The organism is Taklimakanibacter deserti (assembly GCA_003574785.1).
Map to the genome: position 1 here is coordinate 148,125 of QORU01000004.1, position 23,457 is coordinate 171,581.

Sequence of the window (23,457 nt, forward strand, 5' to 3'; positions counted from 1 at the left end):
CATCGCGATGCAAGAGAAACGACAGTCAGGCTCGAAGAGAGCTGTCGCCTGAGATTGATGGCACGGACGAGCCGGGATGCGAGCTGACCCTTCATTCGCACATCAGTTGCGATGCCCTCTCGGCAATCATTACGACGGGGGCATGCGTGTTGCCGGAGACGATTGTGGGCATGATCGAAGCATCGACGACGCGCAAGGCATCGATGCCATGAACGCGCAAAGACGGATCAACGACGCTTTGCCGGTCGCTGCCCATCTTCGCCGTGCCGACCGGATGGAAGATCGTCGTAGCGATATCACCTGCCGCCTGGGCCAGCTCTTCCGGCGCCTGGATGTCGGCGCCGGGCTTGAATTCCTCCGGATGATATCGCGCGAGACGCTTCGTTTGCATCAGGCGGCGCGCGATGGTAATCGACTGCACCGCGACTTCGCGGTCGCCGGCGGTCGAGAGATAATTCGGGGCGATCTCGGGATGATCCGCGGGATCGGCAGAAACGATGCGCACCGACCCGCGCGATTCGGGGCGCAAATTGCACACTGATACCGTGATCGCCGGAAATGCATGCAGCGGCTCGCCGAAGCGCTCGAGCGACAGAGGCTGGACATGGAACTCGATGTTGGGCGTCGCAAAGCGCTCATTCGAGCGCATGAAGATGCCGAGCTGGCTCGGCGCCATTGCCATCGGCCCAGTGCGGCGGAACGCATATTCGAGCGCGATGCCGAGCTTGCCGGAGAGCCGCGCCTGCCGCTCATTCAGCGTCGCCGCCCCCGTTATCCTGAAGGCCGTGCGGATCTGCAGGTGGTCCTGGAGATTTTCACCCACCCCCGGCAGCTCATGCAGCACCGGGATGCCATGGCGGCCGAGTAGTGCGGCAGGCCCGATGCCCGACAGCTGCAAAAGCTGCGGCGAGCCGATGGCGCCCGCCGACAGGATCAACTCCTTGCCGATGCCGACACACACAGTCTCACCCTTGAGCGTGAGCTCGAGCCCCATAGCGCGCTTGCCTTCGAACAGGAGCCTCAGCGCCTGCGTATGGCAGAGCACCGTCAGGTTGGAACGATGCCGCACCGGCTTAATGAAAGCGCGCACCGAATTGAAGCGGAAGCCGGCCTTCTGGTTGACCTCGAAATAGGACGAGCCAAAATTGTCGCCGGCATTGAGGTCGTCGACCTTCGGCACACCCAGCTCTTCCGCGGCTTCCCGCACCGCATCGAGAATCGGCCAGGACAATCGCTGCCGCTCCACCCGCAACTCGCCGTCCTGGCCGTGAAAAGGTTTGGCGAGACTGTGATGACGCTCCGACTTACGGAACAGCGGCAGCACAGTCTCCCAGTCCCAGCCCGGATTGCCGAGCTGCTGCCAGTGATCGTAGTCGGCGGCCTGGCCGCGCATATAGATCATGCCGTTGATCGAGGAGCAGCCGCCCATCACCTTGCCGCGCGGGTAAGCGAGGCGCCGCCCGTTCAATCCCGCTTCCGCCACCGTGTGATAGCCCCAATCGGTGCGCGGATTGCCCATGCAATGGAGGTAGCCGATGGGAATGTGGATCCAGTGATAATTGTCGGAGCCGCCCGCCTCGAGCAGCAGCACGCGGTTGCCCGATCTGGCGCTCAAGCGATTGGCCAGCACGCAGCCCGCCGAGCCCGCGCCGACGATCACATAATCCCACGTCCCGATGGACCGGCGCTCCGTCACATCACCTCGGCTCGATATGCCGCCCAGTGCCGCGGCAGCATTTCGGCGAGATCGAGATAGAGCTTGTACCGTGCCAAGCCAAGCCTCCGGTCCACACTCCGCGGTGCATAAGACTTTTTTGCCCGCACCATCGCCGCCACACCCGCTTCCAGGCTTTCGAACTCTCCACCCGCCACCCCGGCCGCGATGGCCGCCCCAAGTGCGCCCGTCTCTTCACATTCGGCAACGGTGACCGGAACTCCAATTCCATCGGCGAACATCTGGCACCAGACTTCACTACACGATCCGCCGCCCGAAAGCGTTGCCTGGTCAAACGATCCCCCGGCTGCACGCAGACGGTCGATGTGACGGCGATGCTCGAAGACCACTCCTTCATAGAGCGCATGCAGCATATGGGCCTTGCCGTGCCACCCGGCGAGGCCGAGAAAGGCACCCCGCGCATCAGCGGTCGTGGCCGAGCCATAGAGGAAGGGATGGAAGAACGGCAAGTCCGGCTGAAGAGCGACCGACGCCACCAGTTCGTTGCAGCGCGCGAAGATTGGCCCGTCGTGACCTCCCATGATCTCGCGCGCAAACCATTCGAGATTGACCGCCGATGTGGCGCTCGATTCGACCGCCACATAGCGGTCCGGCCGCCAGGTTGCGGCATGGAATATCCGCTCATCGATCAGCGGCTGCTCCAGGATGATCTGATTGATGCCCCAGCTTCCCGCCACGATCGCCGCCTGGCCCGGCATGGCGGCGCCGGCGCCAAGCGCGCTCGCAATGATATCGAAGAAGCCAGCCGCGACCGGCGTCCCGGCGGCGAGCCCGGTGACCTCCGCCGCTTCGGCGCTTATCCGTCCGGCGATCTGGTCGGAGGCGACAGGCGGCGGCAGGAATGCCATCGCGTCATCGAGACCATAGGCCGCCAGCAAGTCCGCATCATAGCGCCGTTCTGGAAGGCGCATCAGGCCGCAGCCGCTCATATCCGAGAAATCCGTCACCCGCTGCCCGGTCAGCATGAAGGCGAGTACATCCTTGCACAGGAAGGCCGTTCCTATCGATCGATAGAGGTCCGGACGGTTGCGCTTCACCCAGGCAAGCAGGGTCGCGGTCTGTGCCGGCCATGGTTTTTGCAGGGAGCGCGCATAGATCTGTCGCGCCGCCGCATTGGCGGCAAGCTCACGTGCCAGATCGGCCGCGCGTGTATCGAGGGATTGGATGCCAAGCAGCGGCCGGTTCTCTCGGTCGAGCAGATAGAGACCATTGCCATGACCGGAAATTCCAATCGCTCCGATGTCGCCACCGCGCGCCTTTGCCTGGGCGAGGCATTGCGCGACCACCTCGGCCGTGTTGCGCCACAGCTCGGCGATATCGCGCTCGACCTGGCCGGGCTCAGGCTGGCTTGACCGCCCATCGCGCGAGGCCTTGCTTTGCACGTGGCCGCCGCGGTCGAAGAGGACCGCCTTGACGACTGTGTTGCCCGCATCGATGCCGAGAAGCAGCTCGCTCATGTACCGGTCTCATAGAGGCGCCAGGCTTGGCCGGCATTGGCGCCCTCATGGATCATCGCCATCAGCGCGCGCACGACGCGTGCCGGCTCGCCATGCTGATAGATGTTGCGCCCATAGACCATGCCATGCGCCCCTTGCTGCATGAGCTCGTAGGAATTGGCGAAGACCTGGCGGAGATCCGCCTTGCCGCCGCCCCGCACCAGCACCGGACAGCGGGCCGCCGTGATGACCCGATGGAATTCACGCGGGTCGCTGGTCGGATCGGCCTTGATGATATCAGCCCCCATCTCGCGGGCAAGCCGCACCAGTGTTACGATCTTTTCCGCATCGCCATCCACGAGGTAACCGCCGCGCTCGCTGTTCGGCTGCATCACCAGCGGCTCGATCATCAGCGGCATGCCGTATCTCTCGCAATCCTGCCGCACCTGCGAAATGTTCGCGACGCACTGGCGGAACAGGCCGGGCTCATCCGGCAGCATGAACAGGTTCACCACGACACAGGCCGCATCGAGCTTTACCGCCGGCAACACCGGATCCGCTTCATTCTGCAGGATCGCCCACATCTCGCGGTGCCGCGTCCGGTTATAGGGATTGCCCATGTCGATGCGCATGACCAGCGCCGGCTTGGCTTTGCCCGGAATCTCCTGCAGGAGATCGGCCTGGCCCAAATTCATCTGGATCGCATCGGGACCGGCATTGGCCAGCATCGCGACCACGCGCCCCATGTCCTCGAGCCCCTCCAGAAAAGAGGGCTCGTTGCACACGCCGTGGTCGATCGCTACATCAAGGCACTTGCCGGCTCGAAACAGCCGGTTCATGCGCACTTTCTTGCTGTCGTACATAGGGTATTCCTTCTCTCGGATTCCGCTGACGGAGCATCTCCGCCGTGAGGCCATGATCGCGCGCGAGGCGGGCCAATAGCGCCGTGGTCTCGGCCGTGCGACGCGTTTCGTCCCACCCGAGCACCGCAGCGACAATGATGGATATCTCCGTGATTCCGGCGAGTGAGAGCTCCCCGGTCATGGCGAGGGCCATACGGCGCAGGATGAGGTCAGAGAGCGTCGCCACCTGCTCGTTCTCGACCAGCCATTCGATCTCGCGGCGGCTATAGTGCGGCAAGGAAGCGAACCCGTCGTCCGGCTTGAGCTCGGCGTAAAGTGCTTGCGCGCGTGTGCCATAGCGATCGAGGAGGCGCCCCACACATTCTGCCGAGAGACCGTTTGCGGCGGCGGTCTTCGCGATCCATTCCGTCCGGCTTTCCTCGTCGGCGGGAAATCCCCTGCCCCCGCCAATTGCGAGTGTCTCGGTCGTCCGCTGACGGTCAGTGTCGAGCCGGGCGAGGACGGCATCCGCGGCTTCGGCGCCGAAGGCACGGAAGGTCGTCCATTTGCCGCCGATCAGGTTGAGCACGGGGATCGCGGCGCCGGCATCAGGGCTCAGCCATTCACAGCGATGGTCGCGCGAGATTTCGGCATTCACTTCCGTCGTGCTGGCGGGCAACGGCCGCACGCCGGAAAAGCGGTAGATGATGTCGGCCTCGCCGATTTCAATGGCGGGAAAGATCTCGCGCAGCGATTGCAGGATATAATCGCTCTCCACCGCCTCGCAGCTTACACCCTCGGGCGTGTCGACACGGATATCGGTCGACCCCGCAAGCACATGGCCCAGATGCTGGAAGGCAATGCAGATGCGGCCGTCGCGATTGGCGTAATAGACCATGGCATCGCCCAGCGCCCGGCGCAGCCGGGTATTGTCGATCACCAGATGCGAGCCTTTCGTGCCGCCGATCAGCCGAGGCGGACTCTGAGCCAAGGCATCGTTGGTCATGTCGATCCAGGCGCCAGTTGCGTTGACGACGATCCGCGGCGCCAAAATGAGCTCGGCTTTCGTCAGGCTGTCCGACAGGACCACCTTTTCGCCGGCCCTTGCCGCCAGGCCGACATGATTGAGAGCGAGCGCCTTGGGGGCGGCCGCTTCCGTGTCGAGGATGAGCTCGAGGCCGAGTCGTTCCGGATAGGTGATGCGGGCATCGTAATAGACCGCACCGCAGGCAATATCGGATCTGAGTGCCGGCCACTGCGCGCGCAATTCCGGCCCGCTGAGGAAGCGGTGCCGCGGCAGCACGCGCCGGGCGCCGGCATAGAGGTCATAGAGTGTCAGGCCGAGCTTGACGATCACCGAGCCGCGTGGCCCGGGCTTGGGCTGGCCGCCGAGAAAACGCCTGACTGCTGCGGAAACACCGGAGAAATGATCGGCGATGGGGATCAGCGTCGGCAGCGGCCTGACATAATGCGACGCATTGGCGAGAAGCGCATTGCGTTCGCGTAGCGATTCCCTGACCAGCCCGAACTCGCCGTTTTCCATGTAGCGAAGGCCGCCATGGATCATGCGTGACGGCGCCGCGCTCGCGCCGCTCATGAAGTCGCCGCGATCGACCAGCACGACATCCACACCCTGCAGCGCAAGCTCGCGGAAGGTGCTGATGCCGTTGATGCCGCCGCCCACGATCAGCACGTCGGCACGCTCCTTGCGGCGCAGCTTTTCCAGCCTGCGGATACGATCCTGGGTCATGCCGATCGAACAACAAGGCTCAGGCGGCTGCGGCGACCGGCGCCAGATGACGGCCGATGGCCGCATCGATGCGCGCCAGCTCTGCAGCTGTGAGCGTGATCGTCGCCGCACCGGCATTCTCACCGGCCTGGTCACCGTCGCGCGCACCACACAGCGCATAGGTGATGCCCGGTTGCGCGATGGTCCAGGCGATCACGATCTGCGCACGCGTTGCGCGATGTACTTTCGCCAACGGCTCGATCTCGGCCATAAAGGACGCGACGCGCTTGAGATTGTCGGGCGCGAAACGCGGGTTGCCCTTGCGCAGATCATCGCCCGCAAAGCTCCGGTCGGGCCCGATCTTGCCCGAGAGCAGCCCGAGCGCCAGGGACGAATAGCTTAAGCTCGCCACGCCATGCTGGCGGCAGATGGGCAGCAGCGTGCTCTCGATCTGGCGATCGATCATGCTGTAGCGTTCCTGAATGGCATCGACCTGACCCGCCGCCAGATAGGCTTCGAGCTCCTGCGGGCTGACATTGCTGACGCCGATGGCGCGGATCTTGCCCTGTTGCTTGAGATCGAGGAGAGTCGCCATGGTCTCCGCCACCGGCGTCGTCGGATCCTGCCAATGGGTGATGTAAAGATCGATATAGTCGGTGCCAAGCCGGCGCAGGCTCTGCTCGACCTCGTGCAGGATGGAAGAGCGCCCGAGATGGCGATGTACCCGCTTGCCATACTCATCGAAGAAGTGATTGCCTTTGTCGGTATGCCAGACCAGGCCGCATTTGGTGGCGATCACGACATCGGCGCGCCGTCCGGCAATCGCCTTGCCGACGATCTCCTCGGCCTTGCCAAGCCCATAGGCCGGCGCGGTGTCGATCAGGGTGATGCCGCGGTCGATCGACTCACGGATCGCCGCGATCGACTTCTGCTCGTCAGTACCGCCCCACATCCATCCGCCCATGGCCCAGGTGCCAAGACCAATGGCGCTGCCGGTGACGCCCGCTTTCCCCATCGCGCGGGGCGAGATGCTGCTTGTCATGCTTTTACCCTTTCAAGATATCGATGATCAGACTGCCGGTTGCCTCGTCGGTGGCGAGCACGTTGAGGAAACCACCGCGCAGCACGCTCGCAATGGGCGCCGCCTTGCGCGCCCCCGCCGATATACCGATCGTCAGGGGCACGGCCCTGAACTCATCGAGCGTCAGACCGATCACGCAGTCATTGAGCTTGTAGGCGCAGGGTTTCCCCTGGCCATCGATGAGATGGGCGACAAGTTCGCCGGCGGCGCCGACGCGTGTCAGATCTTTCTTCGATTGCGGGCCCTGCGGCAGCAGGCTGCGATAGGTCGACTCTTCCGGCAGAACGGATCCGATGCCGACCATGGCGACCGTCGCGGCCCGGGCTCGAGCCAGGACCTCGCGCACCGATTGGACCGAAAGCAGCACGTCACGTTCAGCGCGCGAGGTGGCGAAGACCGGGGCATGGATCTGGTAAGCATGCCCCTGCAGCTTGCGCGCCAGTTGTGCTGCCAGGTGGTTGACATCGGTGAAGTGCTTGCCCTGCACACCACCGGTCGCCGGCACCACCGTCACGTCATAGCCGCGGCTGGGCGCGAGCGCGGCAACCACCGCGCTCACGCCCTGTCCGCCGGATACGCAGATCGTGTCGCCGTCCTTGAGCTTGGAGAGCAGGAAGTCGGCGGCGGCGCGGCCGGCATTGGCGAGATTGACATCCTCCTGATCGGAGGCCGACGAGGTCACGATCGCTTCGTCAAGGCCGCTCATGCCGACCAGCTGCTGCTCGATCTCGAACAAAGGCTGGACCGGCGAGGACACCTTGATCTGCACGAAACCCCGGTCATGGCCTTCCCTGACCAGCCGGTTGACGGTCGGGTGCGAGAGGCCGGTGCGCTTGGCGATCTCGGCCTGGCTCACGCCTTCGACATAATGCATCACCAGCACGCGATGGATCTTGCGCAACCGGTCGAAATCGTCAGCCTGGTCGTTGCCTGCCATATGGCGTCCTATTGCCCGGCCGGGCGCGGGGCGCCCGCCTTCTTGCGATTGTGCAGAATGTGGTCGAACGACACGGCAGCGAGCAGGATCAGGCCGCGAATCGTATCCTGCCAGTAAGGCGAGACGTCGAGCAGGATGAGCGAGCTCGACACGACCGACAAGAGCGCCATGCCCAATATTGCGCCGAGGATCGAGCCCGAGCCTCCCTTTAGGCTGGCGCCGCCAATGACCGCCGCCGCAATGATGTTGAGCTCCATGCCGAGGCCGAAGGTCGGGGTCGCTGCCCCGAAGCGCGCCATATAGATGACCCCGGCGACGCCAGCCAGGGTAGAGCACAGCACGATGCAGAAGAACTTGACCCGGTTGGTGCGGATCCCGGAATATTCCGCCGCCTTCTCGTTGCTCCCGGTATAGAAGACCTTGCGGAAAACCGTCGCCTTACGCAGCAGGAAATCGAAGATGGTAACCACGATGGCGAAGATGATGATGACCACCGGGATACCGTAAATATTTCCCTGGCCGATGAACTTGAAGCTTGCCGGCAGCGAGAACAGCGACAAAGGCGTTCCGCCGGTGATGGCAAGGCATAGTCCCCGCACGATGACCATGAAGGCCAGCGACACGATGAAGGAATGGAGCCCGATGCGGGTGACGCACAAGGCCATCATGACGCCGATCATGGCGCTCGCGGCAACGGCGAGCAGACTTGAGCTCCACGGATCGAGCCCGGCCAGGAAGAAGAAGCCACCGACCACCATCGAGAAGCACACCACGGAGCCTACCGACAGGTCGATGGCCCCGACGATGAGCAGGACTGTCATGCCAACGACGACGATCCCTTCGATCGAGAAGGAGAGCAGCATGGCGCGGAAATTGGTCCAGGTCAGGAAATAGGGCGAGGCGAAGGTCATCATCACGCACAAAGCGAGGATGACGAGGACAAGCCCGAATTCCCGCATATTGCCGAGGCTCCGCCATCCGCCATTGCGGCTTTGCCGGATATCAGGTGCGGCTCCCCTGGTCTCTTCCATAACGCTCATATTCCTCTGCCCTCTTTCCGCTCCACCCCCGAAGCAAGACGGATGATCTCCTCCTCGCTCATGTCATCGCCCTTAACCTCGCCGGCGACACGGCCCTCGCGGATGACGATCGCGCGGTCGCACAGGCCGATGAGCTCGGGAAGCTCCGAGGAGATCACGATGATGCCGGTACCCTGCTCAGCCAGATCGCGCAGGATGCGGTGGATCTCGGCCTTGGCGCCGACATCGACGCCGCGCGTGGGCTCGTCGAGCACGATCACCTTCGGATTAACCGACAGCATCTTGGCGATGGCGACCTTCTGCTGGTTGCCGCCCGACAAGGTGGCGACCACGTCATCGAGCGAGCCGCGCTTGAGATTGAGTGCCGAGCCGAGCCTTTCCGCCTGCGCGTGCTCGCGCATCCGGCTGACGAGGCATGGCCGGCGCGACACCTGCTCGACGGCGAGTGCCGATATATTGACGGCGATCGGCAGATCGACGAAGACGCCGGCACCCTTGCGGTCTTCCGACAGATAGACGATGCCTTGGACGATGCTCTGCGGGTAATTCGCCGGTGTCACGTCGAGCCCGTCAAGCACGACAGTGCCGGAGATGGTCGGCCGCAATCCGGTAAGACCGAGGGCGATCTCGGTGCGCCCAGCGCCGATCAGACCGGCGATGCCCAGGATCTCCCCCTTGCGCAACGCGAAGTTCACATCGAAGAAACTCTCACCATCGCTCAGCCCCGCGACCGAAAGCAGGACGTCGGCGGAGGCACTCGCCTTGTTCTTCGTGGGGTAGAGATCGCCCAGATGGCGCCCCACCATGCGGCGGACGATGTCGGCGGGATCCGTCTCCTCGACATCCTGCGTGCACACATAGCGCCCGTCGCGCAGAACGGTGATGCGATCGCAATGCGCGAAGATCTCGGCCATGCGGTGGCTGATATAGATGATGCTGATACCTTGCGCCCTGAGTCTCCTCACGATCTGGAATAGCTTCGCCGCCTCGCGCTCGGTCAAGGCGGCGGTCGGCTCATCGAGGATCAGGATGGAGCAGTCGAGAGTGAGGGCCTTGGCAATTTCGACGATCTGCTGCTCAGAAATGGAGAGATCGCCGACCTTGCTGTCCGGATCGACGTCGCCAAGGCCGGCCAGCGCCGTTGCGGCACGTTGGCGCGTCTCCGCATAGCTCATCAGGAAGGCGCGACGGCGGTTGGTCGCCGCCATCGAAATGTTCTCGGCGACCGTGATGTCGGGACAGAGCGCGATCTCCTGGTGGACGAAGCCGATGCCTAGGCGCTGCGCCTTCTCGGGCGAGGAAATGTCGACCTTGCTGCCGTTGATCAGGATCTCCCCCTTGTCGGGCCTGAGGATGCCGTCGATGATGTTCATCAAGGTCGACTTGCCGGCACCGTTCTCGCCGACGAGCGCATGGATCTCACCCTTGCGCAGGGTGAAGCTAACATCGCTCAAGGCCTGGACCGGGCCGAAGGCCTTGCTGATGTTGTGGGCTTCAAGGGCAAGAGATTCTGACATGGCAGCGCCGATTACAAAACGGAAGAGATGGCGGGACGCTGGAGCGCCCCGCCTCAGTCTTGCTATTCTTCGATGCCCTTGGTGCCGCGCCGCTTCAGATAGGCGTCCCAATAGAAGTCGTCGGCATTGTCCTTGGTAACGACGGCAAATCCGTTGTCGACGACCGGCAGCCCCATGGGATTGTAGCCGGCGCGCTTATAGTCGTTCATCGGATCGATCAGGTCCGGATGTGCTGCCATGAACAGCAGCATGAAGCCCATATAGCCCTGCATGCCCTGGTTGGGATTGATCGCGCCGAAGACCTCGCCTTGCTTGATCATGTCAAGGATCTTGCCATTGACGTCGGCATTCATGACCTTGATCTTGCCGCCGAGTTCCTGCGCGGCCTGGGCAGCGCCAAGGGCCGAATTGGCCTCCGGCATGAACAAGGCACCGAGGTCAGGATGCGCCTGCGCCATGGTGAGCACCGCATTGTAGGCCTTGGTCGGGTCCTGGTTCGAGGCGGCGCGCGCCACGAGCTTGATGTCCGGATAATTCGTCTCCATGCGCTTGATGAAGGCGGCAACGCGCTTGTCGTGATTGTCCTGTCCCGGATTCTCCAGGATGCCATACTCGCCCTTGCCGCCCAGCGCTTTGGCGATCACATCGGCGGCATAGGAGCCCTCGCGGTCATTGTCGGAGGTGACATAGGAGATGCGCTTGCTGTTGGGCGAGTCCGCCGCGAAGGTCACCACCGGCACGCCGGAGTCGATCGCGCGGTTGATCGGCTCGATGAAGGGATCGGAATTCATCGGATGAACGAGGATTCCGGCCGGCTTCTTGGCGAGCACCTGATCGAAGCTCGCAATCTGCTTGTTCACGTCGTATTCGGGGGTGCCGGTATAAGCGGTCTTGCAGCCCATCGAATGAGCCGCCTGCTTGAACATCTCATAGACCGGGAACCAGTACTCGACCCCCGAAACCATGACATTCATGTAGTAGGTTTCACCGTCCTTGCAGCGAAACGCACTGGCGTCCTCAGCCTTGACGGCTGTGGTCGAGAGCGCCACGCCAGCCGCGAGCGCAACGATAAGCGACTTGATCTGCATGTTTTCCTCCCAGAAAGACCCTTGTTTGTTGGCGGATCGCAGTTCGTCCGCCGATCTGAAATAAATTTCATGATGTGATATTTATTTCTTATACCAAATAAGGGGCTTTTTCTGACTAGTCAAGCCACTCATGACCTGGATTGGCGGACTACGCGCCTAAATCTACGCACAATATGAGGGTGGCCCGCCAATTGCACCCCACCGTCCTCCGCAGGCCGGCCATTCTCCTCGCGGGGCTCTAACTTCCATCAAATGACGGAAGCGATTTGCTCGACGCCGTTGCTGCGAGAGGTCACAAACCTTCAAGACGAATTGCTGTTGATGCACCATCCTCCCTGCTTGCGAGAAGGAGGCTCAAATGATCCCGGTTGAACGCAAGCCAATCTTTCTAAGGCCCAAGCAAGGACGAGGCTATGACTGCGGCACGATGCGCGCCGTGTTCAAGGCGGATGGCATCGAAACCGGTGACCGCTACTCGGTTTCGGAATGGTGGCTTGAGCCGAATTCCAAAGGGCCAGGCGCGCACTCTCATGACGGGAACGACGAACTGTTCCTCGTCATCGAAGGTCGTCCGAGCATTCTAGTCGATAGGACCTGGCACGAATTGCCGGCTGGCTCGTTTCTGATGATCCCCGCCGGGACGTTCCATGATTTCGCGAACCGCACCATTGCGCCCGCCGGACTCTTCAACGTTTTCATTCCCGGTGGTTTCGAAAGGAGCATGTCGAGTATCGTGGAGTGGTTTCGGAAAGAGCGCAGCGGGCAGCCAGGCTCTTGATACCTGCAAGCATATCATTGCATCAATGCTTGCACATGACGGGATCAAATTCCATGCTAATCTTCAGGCTGACGTTAATAGCCACTGCTTGACCATGTGGCTGGGGCATTGCCGCTTGCTCCCATCTCCAATGGATTTCATTGGCCTAAGTTGAGTTCATTAAGGTCTGTTTCGCCGAAGTCAGATGCGCCCGGCAAGCGAGGTCGACCATGGAGACGTTACGGCTGAGCAATGCATCGATGTAGGTCAGATGCTCGTGGATCGCCACCTCGTTGCGCTGTCTCTCGTCGTGCTTGTTCCACTGATAATGATAGTGAAAGATCAGCGATATGATGTCGTAGAAGTCGTCAATGAACCGGTTGGGCGCGGCCTTGTTGATCAAGCGGTGAAACCGGCTGTCGAGATCCGAAAAATCATGAAAGCGGTGCTCGATTTCGCCGAGCAGAGACAGATGCTCGTCGCGCAAGCTTCTCATCTGTTGCCAATGCGGTGATCCGTCCGGCAGGGCGGCAAAGGCCCGCGCCGAGCGCAGTTCGAACATTTCGCGAATTTCGAAGAGCTCGAGCGCGAAGCTCGCGGTGAATCCTTTGAACACCCAGCCGGAGTTCGGTCGTTTCTCGATCAACCTGAAGCGCTGGAAGCGGTTCAGAAACTCCCGGATGCTCGCGGTGGCGACGCCGAACTCCCGGGCCAGTTCGACTTCGTTGATCATCGTTCCCGGCCGCGCATTGTCGCGCAACATCCATTCCATGAAGCGCTTCTCGATATGCGCTCCCATCGGAACCGTTTCGACCGCCGGAAAGCGCACGGGTTCAGGGATCGCACGAACCACGCGGCGCCCGGCCACGCCATCGACCACGCCCTGTTCAGCCAGCATCGATAGAACCTTGCGCACTGTCGTCCGGCTGACCCTTAGCCGTGCACTCAGGGCGTTTTCGGATGGCAATGCACCATCCCCTGGCAGGTTGGCCGCCAAATCCAGGGCCTCGTTATAGGCACGTTTGAAAACATTGTCGGTTTTCATGCCTCGCCTCCGATATGTTTCTTAACCCATAAAAAACAGTTTGACGAGCCAGTATCTATGTCTTTTCTTCTATAAGAAACCGTACATTAGGTAATCCGACGTCTATGACCTCTCAGCCCGAGATTGCCTCTCCGATGCCAAAGGACGACCGTACGATCGGCAAAGCCTTCGCCGTCTCCCTGGGGCTCCGCCTGCTGAGTATTGGACCGCTTCTCATCCTCATTGCCCTTGCCGCGGTGATTGGTCTCATCACCCCCAATTTCCTCACCCCCGGCAATATCGGCAACATTGCCGCGCAGACGGCGGTCATCGCCATCGTCGCCATAGGACAGCATCTCGTCATACTCACCCGCGGCATCGATCTCTCGGTCGGGGCCAATCTCGCGCTGGCGACCGTCATCGGCGGTCTCGTTTTCCGCGGCGCCGATTCCGGATTGCTCGTGGTGCTAACCATGCTTGTCGCCGGAACCGCCGTTGGCGTCATCAACGGCATCGTCTATGTCTATGGCCGGCTGCCGCATCCTTTCATCATCACGCTGGCATCGCTCAGCATCTGCAGGGGCCTCGCCCTCGAACTGGCCATCGGCCACACCACGATGCGCGGGATGCCGGATGTCATCACGACGATCGGCGGATCGTCGACCTTCGGGATTCCGCATTCCTTCTTTGTCGTACTTGCCGTGGCCGCATTGGCGTTGCTGGTCATGAAGGCGATGGTCTGGGGACGCTGGATCTATGCCGTCGGTGGCGCGCCGGAGGCGGCCCTCGAAATGGGAATTCCCGTGAAGGGCGTCCTGATTTCGACCTATGCCATTTGCGGCCTGTGCGCGGGGATTGGTGCCGTCGTGCTTGCCGGACGCACCGCGGCAAGCTCACCGCTCTATGGCAATCTGCTCGAACTTGACACGATCGCTGCCGTGATCATCGGCGGAGCAAGCTTTCTCGGCGGACGCGGACACATTGGCCATGCGCTGGTCGGTGCCGTCATGATCGGAGTGATCCGAAATGCGCTCAATCTGCTCGGCGTCAACGTCTTCTTCCAGATGATCGCGATCGGACTCATCATCGTGGCCGCGGTCGAAGCAGATGTGCTGCGCAATCACCTCGAAGCGCGGGCCAGAAACATTCAGGCAGCGGGGCCGCAATGACCGCAATTGCCGCAACGCCGGTCCTCACTGTCCGCCACGCCCAGAAGCGCTTCGGCGCGGTTCATGCTCTGCGCGATGTGAGTCTCGAAGCCCATCGCGGTGAAGTCGTGGCTCTGCTCGGAGACAATGGTGCCGGCAAATCGACTCTGGTAAAATGCATCAGTGGCGTGCATGCCCTCGATGAGGGACAAATCCTGCTTGACGGAGTGGCGGCTTCGCTCCAATCACCGGCTGCGGCGCAGCGCGCGGGCATCGAGACCGTCTATCAGGATCTCGCTCTCTTCGACAATCTGACGCCGGCGCAGAACTTCTATTGCGGGCGCGAAATCGCGTTCCCCTCCTGGCTGCCCGTGGGCTTGCGGTTTCTCAGCGGCCGGACGATGGATCGCGAGGCAGCAGCGGTCCTCGATCGACTGAAGGTCAAATTGCCCAAATTCGATGCGCCGGTCGCCTTGATGTCGGGTGGCCAGCGCCAAGCGATCGCGGTCGCGCGCGCAACCGTGTTCGCACGCAAGCTTGTGATCCTGGATGAGCCCACCGCGGCACTGGGGGTGCGCGAGTCCCGCAAGGTCCTCGATCTGATCGCGCAGCTGCGCGCCGAAGGCAATGCCGTGATCCTCATCACCCACAACATGGAACACGTGATCGAGCTCGCCGACCGCGCCGTGGTGCTGCGCCAGGGCCGCAAGGTCGGGGAGCTCAAGCCGGACCGCGCCAATCAGAAAGACTTGGTCGCCATGATCGTCGGTGCGGAGGCTTAACGAATTCGCCCTCATCAGAGTGGTGAAGAACAGGGTCGGTTCACTTCAAGACCGATCCAGATATGGGAGGTAAGAATGAAACTGCGACGACTACTTGGCTCGATGCTCATCGCATCGGCAATCGCCGGCCCGGCTCTTGCCGATGACACGATCAAGATCGGCTTCATAACGAAATTCCCGGTGCCTTTTTCGCCACGATGGAGGATGCTGCCAAGGCTTATGCGGCAGCGCATCCGGGTGTCGAGATCGAGTTCGGCCAGGGTACATCCGCCACGGACATCGAAGGCCAGATCGCGCTCATCGAATCCATGGTCACCAAGGGTGTGAAAGGCATTGCCATAACGCCGGTCGATCCAACCGTGGCGCCGGCGCTCGATAAGGCGATTGCGGCGGGTGTGAAGGTGGTCCTGATGGACAACAACATCCCCGACTGGAACGGCCGCACGGCACTCGCCACCACGGACAACTACAATGCCGGCAAGATCGCCGGAGAATACCTGAAATCCGTGCTCAAGAGCGGCGATACGATCGGCATTCTCGAGGGCGTGCCCGGTGTGCCAGCGCTCGATGACCGGGTGAACGGCATGCTCGAAGGCCTGAAGGGCGTCGATGTCAAGATCGTCGGTCGCGGCGCCACAAAATGCACCGAAGAGCTTGGCATCAGCGTCGCCGAGGATCTGCTGACGGCGAACCCGCATCTCAAGTCCATCTACGCCGCTTGTGGCCCGCCGGCCGCGGGCGCTGCGCAGGCGATCAAGAATGCAGGCATCGCCAATGACGCCATCGTGCTGGTCGGCTTCGACTTCTGCTGCGGCGAGAAGGAAGCCTTGACGGCGGGGATTGAAGACGCAACCGTCGCGCAATTCCCCACCAAGATGGCCGAGCTCGGCGTCGATGCCCTGGTAAAGGCAATCAAGGGAGAAAAGGTCGAATCTCTCATCGACTCCGGCGCTGCTTTGGTGACAAAGGAGAACATGGACAGTTTCAAATAACCCCTTGGAGGGCCGGTGCCTTGCCGACCCTCCATCCTTTGCAGGCGCGGAAGCAATCAAGAGGAAACAACGTGAATATCGTGAATGCCTTAGTTTGTGTCGAACCCGGCAGATTGGAGCTGGTAGAGCGTCCTGCTCCCCAAATAGAGCGCGAAGCCGCGCTGGTACGTCCGCGCAAAGTCGGAATTTGTGGCACCGACTATCATATTTTTGAAGGCAAGCATCCTTTTCTCAGATATCCGCGGATCATGGGGCATGAACTGGCCGTGGAAGTCTTGCAGGCACCGGCGGCCTCGCCGGTCCCCGTGGGCGAAGTCTGCGTCGTCAATCCTTACCTTTCATGCGGCCGCTGCATCGCTTGTCGAGGCGGAAAGCCCAATTGCTGCACGACGCTGTCGGTGCTGGGCGTTCATCAGGATGGCGGCATGACGGGACTCTTGTCGGTTCCGATGACAAACCTTGTACGCGCCGAGGGGCTGAGCGCAGATGAATGCGCGACGGTAGAGTTTCTGGCAATTGGAGCACATGCGGTGAGACGCGGCTCGGTCGCACGCAAGGACAATGTGCTCGTCGTCGGAACCGGCCCCATCGGTCTGGGCGTTGCCATCTTTGCGCGCCTCACGGGTGCGAATGTCGCAGTTCTCGACAATGACGCGGAACGCTCTGCCGTCGCCAGCTCGATCACCGATGTGAGCACTCTTCGGGCCGGAAGCGACGGTTGGCGTGAATACACGGGCGAAAGTGGCTTCGATGTCGTTTTCGATGCGACAGGCAACCAGCAGGCGATGGAGAAAAGCTTCGACTTCGTCGCGCATGGCGGCCGGTGCGTGTTCGTCAGCGTGGTCAAGGGTGCAATTGCGTTCAAGGACCCGGACTTTCACCGCAAGGAAATGACCCTTTTGGGAAGCCGCAATGCAACCTCGGAGGACTTCGAACGGGTCATTGCTGCCTTGCGCACTGGCAAGGTTCCTGTCGACAAGCTGATCACCCACCGCACCAGCCTTGCCGATGCGGTGCGCGACATACCCGTCTGGGCAACCCAGAAAGCCGGTCTCATCAAGGCGGTGATCGAAATTGAGTGACAGCAGTCTTGCGCCACGCCTCTCGGCCGCTCACCACCGGGTTCGGTTGCCCTATGATCGATCGCGGATAACACCGGGTATCGTGCATCTTGGCATCGGCGCATTCTGCCGTGCGCATATGGCAGCCTATGTGGACGGTGTGCTGGCATCCGATCCGTCCTGGGGGATCATCGGCGCCTCGCTCAAGCGGCCCGACACGCGCAATGCCCTGGCGCCGCAGGACTTCCTCTATACACTGGCCGTGCGCAGCGGTGCCGGCACCACAACACGATTCATCGGCTCGCTTCTCGACGTGCTTGACGCGACAAGACAACGCGATGAATTGCTGGCCGCGATGATCGACCCGCATATCCGCATCGTCTCGCTGACTGTCACCGAGAAGGGCTATTGCCACGACCCAGCGACGGGGCAACTCGATCCGGAACATCCTGACATTCTCCACGACCTGGCGCATCCTGATTCGCCGGTGACTGCACCCGGGCTGATCGCGAGGGCTCTGCAGCTGCGTCGTACCGCCGGCATTTGCCCGTTCACCGTGCTCTCTTGCGACAATCTTCCGGCGAATGGCGAAACGACGGCTCGTATCATCACCGGCTATGCCGCATTGCAGAGCGGAGCCCTCGCCAACCACATTGCAAGTGAGGTCGCCTTTCCTTCCACGATGGTCGACAGGATCGTCCCGGCCACAACCGATGATGACCGCAAGCTCGTTTGCGAGGCAAGCGGCCTGTGGGATTCCTGGCCGGTCATGACCGAGCCCTTCACCCAATGGGTGGTGGAGGATCACTTTCCGAACGGCCGACCGGCGCTCGAACCCGCCGGCGTCGAATTCGTGAACGATGTCCGGCCATTCGAACTCATGAAACTTCGCATGCTCAACGGAAGCCATTCAAGCCTCGCCTATCTCGGCTACCTGGCGGGATACGAATTCGTCAGCGAGGCGATCTCTGATCCGGCCTTCGGCGCCTTCATTCACGATTTGATGACCGAGGAAGTGATGAGCACGCTGCCGGGAGATGTCGGCAAGCTCGCCGTCTATCGCGACGCCCTGCTGGAGAGATTTCGCAACCCTGCCCTCAGGCACCGCACCTGGCAGATCGCCATGGACGGCAGTCAGAAACTGCCTCAGCGGCTCTTGGGAACGATTCGAGACCGTCTCGCTCGAAACGCTTCCATCACTCGCGCCGGACTCGGTGTCGCTGCATGGATGCGCTACGTCACCGGCACCGATGAGCACGGGCGCAAGATCGATGTCCGCGACCCGCTCGCTTTGCGGTTGCGCGCCATCGCCGAGGCGGCCGGAGATGAGCCGGCGAAGCTCGTCGATGGACTCCTGAATGTAAGGGATGTCTTTGGCGATGACTTGCCTCGAAATGACCAGCTGAGAACCGTGCTGACTGATCATCTCCTCTCCCTGTTCGGCCTTGGGGCACGGGAGACGGCACGGCGAGCCAACTTGGCGCCGGCCCTCTAGCCCCTCACATTTCTTCGATATCTGGAACGGCGCGGCGAGAGCCGTGCCGAGATCAAGGGTGCAGCCGAGAGTACCGGCGAGCTTGAGGATGGCCGCGCTGGTGAAGGCCTATCCCGGAGTTTCACCAGTGAAAGCTGGAAAACCAGACCCGCGCCGGGCGCACCGCCGGAATTCCGACGCAGAGCCGTCTTATAAACCGGACGCACGCCTTTCTGGAGCTTAACAAAAGTTAATCCCATGAATATGCAAAGCCAGATCACGCCTGAGGATATCAGCGAAGCCTTGGAGATGGATCCCAGTGCCCGGAAGAAGCGCTGGGTCCGGCGTCTCTTCTATGCGGCCACGGCGGTCCTCCTCCTGGGCCTCGCCGGCTACTGGTATCATTCATCGGAAGCGACGGCCAATGCGGTCGCCTATGACACGGCCCCTGCCGTCCAGACCCCCCTGACCGTTACCGTGACCGCCACCGGCACCGTCCAGCCCACCACCCAGGTCGATGTATCGAGCGAGATTTCGGGCGTCATCCGCACCGTCAATGTCGATGCCAACAGCGTCGTCAAGAAGGGCGACGTGCTGGCCGCCCTCGATGTGAAGCGCCTCACCGCCCAGCTCGCCCGCGCCAAGGCGACCTTGGCCGCGAATGAAGCGAAGCTCGCCGATGCCAAGGCCACGCTGAACCAGCGTGGGCTCGTGCTCGACCGGCAGACCGCCTTGACCAAGAAGGGTTTTGCCGCCACCCAGGCGCTCGACGATGCCGTCGCCGCGCGCGCCTCGGCCGCTGCCGCCGTTGCCGCGGCCGAAGCGGATATCGAGGTCGCCAAAGCTGATATCGCGCTGCAGGAGATCGACATCGCCAAATCGAGCATCCGCTCGCCCGTCGACGGGATCGTGCTCAAGCGTACCGCCGAGCCCGGCCAGACGGTCGCCTCCTCACTTCAGGCCCCGGTGCTCTTCACCCTGGCCGAGGACCTGACCCGCATGCAGGTCGAGGCCAATATCGACGAAGCCGATATCGGCACGGTGAAGACCGGCCAGGATGCCCAATTCACTGTCGATGCCTATCCGGGCCGGCCCTTCCCGGCCAAGATCGAGACGCTCGAATTCTCATCCCTCACCACCGACGGCGTCGTCACGTACAAGGCCATTCTCACCGTGGACAATGCCGATCTCCTCTTGCGTCCCGGCATGACCGCGACGGCGCAGATCACCGTCGAGAAGGTCGCCGACACGCTGACGGTTCCCAATGCTGCCCTGCGCTACGCACCGCCTCAGCCCAAGGCGCAGACGGGCTTCGACTTGAGCCGCATCTTCTTCCCGAGGCCGCGCGGGCGCGGCCAGGCGAAACGCGATGTGCCGGCCGATACGCGCTCCGTCTGGGTGCTCAAAGCTGGGCGTCCGCACGAGGTCGCCGTAACCACGGGCGCCACCGACGGCAAACTGACCCAGATCCTGAAAGGTGATCTCAAAGCCGATGATCAGATCATCACCGGATCGCGCCAGGCCGCACAATGAACCCCACTCCCTTCATCGCCTTCGAGAAGGTGCAAAAACTCTATGGCGAGGGCCAGGGCCTGGTGCGCGCTCTGGCGGGGGTCGACCTCGCGATCGCCCGCGGCGAGTTCGTCGCCATCATGGGCCCGTCGGGCTCGGGTAAATCGACCGCCATGAACATCCTGGGATGCCTCGATACGCCTTCCGCCGGACGCTACATCTTCGGCGGCGCCGATGTGACCTCGCTCACCCGCGACCAGCGCGCTTTACTCCGGCGGAATTTCTTGGGCTTCGTCTTCCAGGGCTACAATCTCCTCGCGCGCACGACCGCGATCGAGAATGTCGAATTGCCGCTCATATATCGTGGCACGCCGCGGCGCGAGCGCCATGAGCGCGCCGTCGAAGCCTTGCATCTCGTCGGCCTTAAGGGCCGCGAGCACCACACACCGGCGCAGCTTTCGGGCGGCCAGCAGCAGCGCGTCGCCATCGCGCGCGCCATCGTCACCGATCCCCTGGTGCTGCTCGCCGACGAGCCGACCGGCAATCTCGACACCGCACGCAGTCACGAGATCATGGAACTCCTGATCCGGCTCAATGACGAGCGCGGCCTCACCATCATCATGGTGACGCATGAGCCCGACATGGCGGCCTTCGCCCACCGCACCATCCGTTTCCTCGACGGCCGCATCGACAGCGACCTCACGCGCGAGGCCGCCTGATGCTGTGGGAAGCCTTCAAGCTCGCAGTCCTGTCGGTGAGGCGCAATGTGCTCCGCTCGATCCTGACGCTGCTCGGCATCGTGATCGGCGTCGGTGCGGTCATCGCCATGGTCACGATCGGCGACGGCACAACGCAGAAGGTGACGAACGACCTTTCGAAGCTCGGCACCAATCTTCTGACCGTGCAGCCGGGACGCAGCATGTTCGGTCCGGGTGGGGCCGGCCAGGAGAACCGCTCCTTCGACGACCGCACCATCGCCAAATTGAGGAGCGAGCTCAGAGGCGTGCGCGCCATCGCCCCGGCAGCGAACCGTGCCGCGACCGTGATCTTTGGCGCGCTCAATTATGCGACGACGGTTACGGGCACCGATTCCGAATTCTTCACGGCGCAGGACTGGACTTTCGCCGAGGGGCGGCCCTTCAGCGATGGCGAGGTCAGGTCCGGCAGCGCGGCTTGCGTCATCGGCAAGAGCGTCAATGACGCGCTCTTTGCGCCCGACAGCGCGGTCGGCAAGCGCATGCGCGTCGGAAATGTGTCCTGCGACGTCATTGGTCTTTTGGCGCCCAAGGGCCAGGGCGCTTTCGGCAACGATCAGGACAACACGGTCATCATGCCGCTGCGCGCCTTCCAGCGCCGCATCGCTGGCAATACGCGGATTTCGACGATCTATGTTTCCGCGCAGGACGGCGCCGACACGCAGCTGGTCATGGCCAATATCGAGCAGATCCTGCGCGAGGTGCGCCGCGTCGGCCCCGGCCAGGACGACACCTTCACGGTGCGCGACATGAGCCAGATCATCTCGACCATGACCTCGACCTCGACGCTCTTGACCGGCCTCTTGAGCGCGGTGGCGGGCGTCAGCCTGCTCGTCGGCGGCATCGGCATCATGAACATTATGCTGGTCTCGGTCACCGAGCGCACGCGCGAGATCGGCATCCGTCTCGCCATCGGCGCGCTCGAGCGCCAGGTGCTGACCCAGTTCCTGGTCGAGGCGCTGGTGCTCGCTCTGATGGGCGGCGTCATCGGCATCCTCTTGGGGCTCGCTCTCGCCGGCATGGCGGTGCAGTTCATGGCCATACCCTTCGTGCCGAACCCCTCGATCATCGCTTTGGCCTTCCTGTTCTCGGGCGCCATCGGCCTCGGCTTCGGCTTCTTCCCGGCCCGCCGCGCCGCTAGGCTCGATCCCATCGATGCGCTAAGGCACGAGTAGATAAGCCTTTGGGAAGAGAAGTCCATCGTGATATTCGGGGAAAAGTTGGGTTGGGCGGCGATGAAGAATCAAACCATTGCCACGCGTCTTGGATTGCGACTGGGCCTCACAATAGGAGCGATGTTTGTCTCCTTTGGGGTCTTTGCAGTCGTGTTTTATCTTCTTGGTGAGCCAAAGTGGCTCATCCTTTTCGTATTTCTAATTCCAATAGGATTTTGGATCCTGATCCACATGATCATTGTCTGCCCGTATTGCCGGGCATTTGATCCGGTGGGTTGGATGACTAGTGACCTCACATGGCCAATGGGCTGGCGAGAAACCTGCCCAATCTGTCAGGCCCGTGTGGATAAGCCCTTCGGCCACGAAAAGCAGCAGAATCCCCACCCTCCGCGGTAGGGAAGCTAGTGGCTTGAAACAGTTTACTTCACCTCGCAAAATCGTGAATGATGGCTGAAACGCAGGCCCCCTCGGCGGCGTATAACTGCTGTCATGCACTATCGGAAGCTTCTCAGCCCCTGGACCGACCGGACCGGTCGCCTTTCGTTCCTGAAGACGGGAAGCTTCATTCTTGTCTGCATTCCCGCCACTCTCGTGGCGATAGCCCTGTGGCGCAACGAGCTCGGCCCCTTGCCCTACAAGGAGGCGCTGCACCAGATCGGCGACTGGACGGTGCGCTTCCTCATCGCCACTTTGGCGTTGACGCCGCTGCAGCGCATCCTGATGTGGCCCAAGCTCGCTTTGATCCGCCGCATGCTGGGCGTCACCGCCTTCACCTATGCGCTCACCCATTTCTCGCTCTATATCGTGAACGAGAAATTCGATCTGCTCTTCGTCGCCTCCGAGATCGTCAAGCGCATCTATCTCACCATCGGCTTCACGGCTCTCATCGGACTGTCCCTGCTCGCTGCCACGTCGACGGACAGCGCCTTGCGCAAGCTCGGCCGCAACTGGAAGCGCCTGCATTTGATCGTCTACGGCATCGCCGTCCTGGCGCTCCTGCACTATTTCATGCAGTCCAAGATCGACGTCAGCCAGGCGACCATGTGGTCGGGCTTCTTCCTGTTGCTGATGATCTATCGCGTCGCGGTGAAGCTGCGCTTCGCCTTGACGCCCGTGACGCTCGCCGCCTGCGCCATTGCCGGCGGACTTCTCACCGCGCTCATCGAATTCGCCTGGTATGGGCTTGCGACCGGCGTCGATCCCTTCCGCGTGCTCAAGGCCAATCTGGTCTTCGCCTATGGCCTGCGCCCGGCCTGGATCGTCGTCGTGGTCGGGCTTGCCATAGCGCTCATCCCGTGGATCAAGCAGGCCTATGGGCTGGCGAGCGCCCGGCTGAGCCCGGCCCGCAATGCCGCAACCCGCTGATCGCTTT

At 62.2% G+C, this 23,457-nt stretch carries 19 protein-coding genes and 1 pseudogene; 10 read left to right on the forward strand and 10 right to left on the reverse strand.

Annotation, left to right across the window (positions count from 1 at the left end; translation table 11 throughout):
• Positions 1–91: 91 nt before the first annotated feature.
• From DS839_RS09435 to DS839_RS09475, 9 genes are all read right to left on the reverse strand, one after another.
• Positions 92–1,696, reverse strand: a complete 1,605-nt coding sequence (locus tag DS839_RS09435; RefSeq protein WP_119270063.1) for a GMC family oxidoreductase — start codon at positions 1,694–1,696, stop codon at positions 92–94.
• Positions 1,693–3,192 carry an FGGY-family carbohydrate kinase gene (locus tag DS839_RS09440; protein WP_119270064.1) on the reverse strand — a complete coding sequence of 500 codons (1,500 nt, stop codon included), beginning with the start codon at positions 3,190–3,192 and terminating at the stop codon, positions 1,693–1,695. The genes DS839_RS09435 and DS839_RS09440 overlap by 4 nt, the downstream gene beginning before the upstream one ends.
• On the reverse strand, positions 3,189–4,034 hold the full coding sequence (locus tag DS839_RS09445) for a class I fructose-bisphosphate aldolase (protein ID WP_119270065.1): 846 nt from the start codon (positions 4,032–4,034) through the stop codon (positions 3,189–3,191). Before DS839_RS09445 ends, DS839_RS09440 begins: the two co-directional genes overlap by 4 nt.
• On the reverse strand, positions 3,976–5,763 hold the full coding sequence (locus tag DS839_RS09450) for a glycerol-3-phosphate dehydrogenase/oxidase (protein ID WP_119270354.1): 1,788 nt from the start codon (positions 5,761–5,763) through the stop codon (positions 3,976–3,978). The genes DS839_RS09445 and DS839_RS09450 overlap by 59 nt, the downstream gene beginning before the upstream one ends.
• A 19-nt stretch (positions 5,764–5,782) precedes the next feature.
• Entirely contained in the window at positions 5,783–6,784 is a 1,002-nt protein-coding gene (locus DS839_RS09455; protein ID WP_119270066.1) for an aldo/keto reductase, read from the reverse strand.
• 4 nt (positions 6,785–6,788) lie between these two features.
• Positions 6,789–7,760 (reverse strand): sugar-binding transcriptional regulator, encoded by a 972-nt coding sequence (locus DS839_RS09460; RefSeq protein WP_119270067.1) that lies wholly within the window; start codon positions 7,758–7,760, stop codon positions 6,789–6,791.
• An 8-nt stretch (positions 7,761–7,768) separates the two neighbouring features.
• The gene (locus tag DS839_RS09465) at positions 7,769–8,719 is read right to left on the reverse strand and encodes an ABC transporter permease (RefSeq protein ID WP_438816509.1); all 951 of its coding nucleotides are present in this window, start codon (positions 8,717–8,719) and stop codon (positions 7,769–7,771) included.
• A gap of 77 nt (positions 8,720–8,796) precedes the next feature.
• Positions 8,797–10,317 (reverse strand): sugar ABC transporter ATP-binding protein, encoded by a 1,521-nt coding sequence (locus tag DS839_RS09470; protein WP_119270069.1) that lies wholly within the window; start codon positions 10,315–10,317, stop codon positions 8,797–8,799.
• 62 nt (positions 10,318–10,379) lie between these two features.
• Positions 10,380–11,405 (reverse strand): substrate-binding domain-containing protein, encoded by a 1,026-nt coding sequence (locus DS839_RS09475; protein ID WP_119270070.1) that lies wholly within the window; start codon positions 11,403–11,405, stop codon positions 10,380–10,382.
• A 358-nt stretch (positions 11,406–11,763) separates the two neighbouring features.
• Here DS839_RS09475 and DS839_RS09480 point away from each other — a divergent pair, with 358 nt between their 5' ends.
• Complete coding sequence (locus DS839_RS09480) at positions 11,764–12,183, forward strand: cupin domain-containing protein (RefSeq protein WP_119270071.1); 420 nt, start codon at positions 11,764–11,766, stop codon at positions 12,181–12,183.
• A 145-nt stretch (positions 12,184–12,328) separates the two neighbouring features.
• Here the strand turns inward: DS839_RS09480 and DS839_RS09485 are convergent, their stop codons facing one another.
• Positions 12,329–13,207: a GntR family transcriptional regulator gene (locus tag DS839_RS09485; protein WP_119270072.1), complete on the reverse strand. Its 879-nt coding sequence runs from the start codon at positions 13,205–13,207 to the stop codon at positions 12,329–12,331.
• 134 nt (positions 13,208–13,341) lie between these two features.
• Between DS839_RS09485 and DS839_RS09490 the strand changes: the two genes are divergently transcribed.
• The 9 genes and pseudogenes from DS839_RS09490 to msrQ all read left to right on the forward strand — a co-directional run bounded on the left by DS839_RS09490 (position 13,342) and on the right by msrQ (position 23,450).
• Positions 13,342–14,355 carry an ABC transporter permease gene (locus tag DS839_RS09490; protein ID WP_119270073.1) on the forward strand — a complete coding sequence of 338 codons (1,014 nt, stop codon included), beginning with the start codon at positions 13,342–13,344 and terminating at the stop codon, positions 14,353–14,355.
• Positions 14,352–15,116, forward strand: coding sequence for an ATP-binding cassette domain-containing protein (locus DS839_RS09495; protein ID WP_119270074.1), 765 nt, complete (start codon positions 14,352–14,354; stop codon positions 15,114–15,116). Before DS839_RS09490 ends, DS839_RS09495 begins: the two co-directional genes overlap by 4 nt.
• Before the next feature lie 75 nt (positions 15,117–15,191).
• Positions 15,192–16,108, forward strand: a pseudogene (locus DS839_RS09500) (sugar ABC transporter substrate-binding protein).
• Positions 16,109–16,188: 80 nt separating this feature from the next.
• Positions 16,189–17,190 carry a zinc-binding alcohol dehydrogenase family protein gene (locus DS839_RS09505; protein WP_119270355.1) on the forward strand — a complete coding sequence of 334 codons (1,002 nt, stop codon included), beginning with the start codon at positions 16,189–16,191 and terminating at the stop codon, positions 17,188–17,190.
• On the forward strand, positions 17,183–18,664 hold the full coding sequence (locus DS839_RS09510; protein WP_119270075.1) for a mannitol dehydrogenase family protein: 1,482 nt from the start codon (positions 17,183–17,185) through the stop codon (positions 18,662–18,664). Before DS839_RS09505 ends, DS839_RS09510 begins: the two co-directional genes overlap by 8 nt.
• Before the next feature lie 237 nt (positions 18,665–18,901).
• Entirely contained in the window at positions 18,902–20,176 is a 1,275-nt protein-coding gene (locus DS839_RS09515) for an efflux RND transporter periplasmic adaptor subunit (RefSeq protein ID WP_119270076.1), read from the forward strand.
• Positions 20,173–20,874, forward strand: coding sequence for an ABC transporter ATP-binding protein (locus tag DS839_RS09520; protein WP_119270077.1), 702 nt, complete (start codon positions 20,173–20,175; stop codon positions 20,872–20,874). Before DS839_RS09515 ends, DS839_RS09520 begins: the two co-directional genes overlap by 4 nt.
• Positions 20,874–22,085, forward strand: coding sequence for an ABC transporter permease (locus DS839_RS09525; protein ID WP_119270078.1), 1,212 nt, complete (start codon positions 20,874–20,876; stop codon positions 22,083–22,085). The genes DS839_RS09520 and DS839_RS09525 overlap by 1 nt, the downstream gene beginning before the upstream one ends.
• Positions 22,086–22,574: 489 nt before the next feature.
• A complete protein-coding gene (gene msrQ / locus DS839_RS09535; RefSeq protein ID WP_119270080.1) occupies positions 22,575–23,450 on the forward strand; it encodes a protein-methionine-sulfoxide reductase heme-binding subunit MsrQ in 876 nt (291 codons plus the stop codon).
• Positions 23,451–23,457 lie beyond the last annotated feature (7 nt).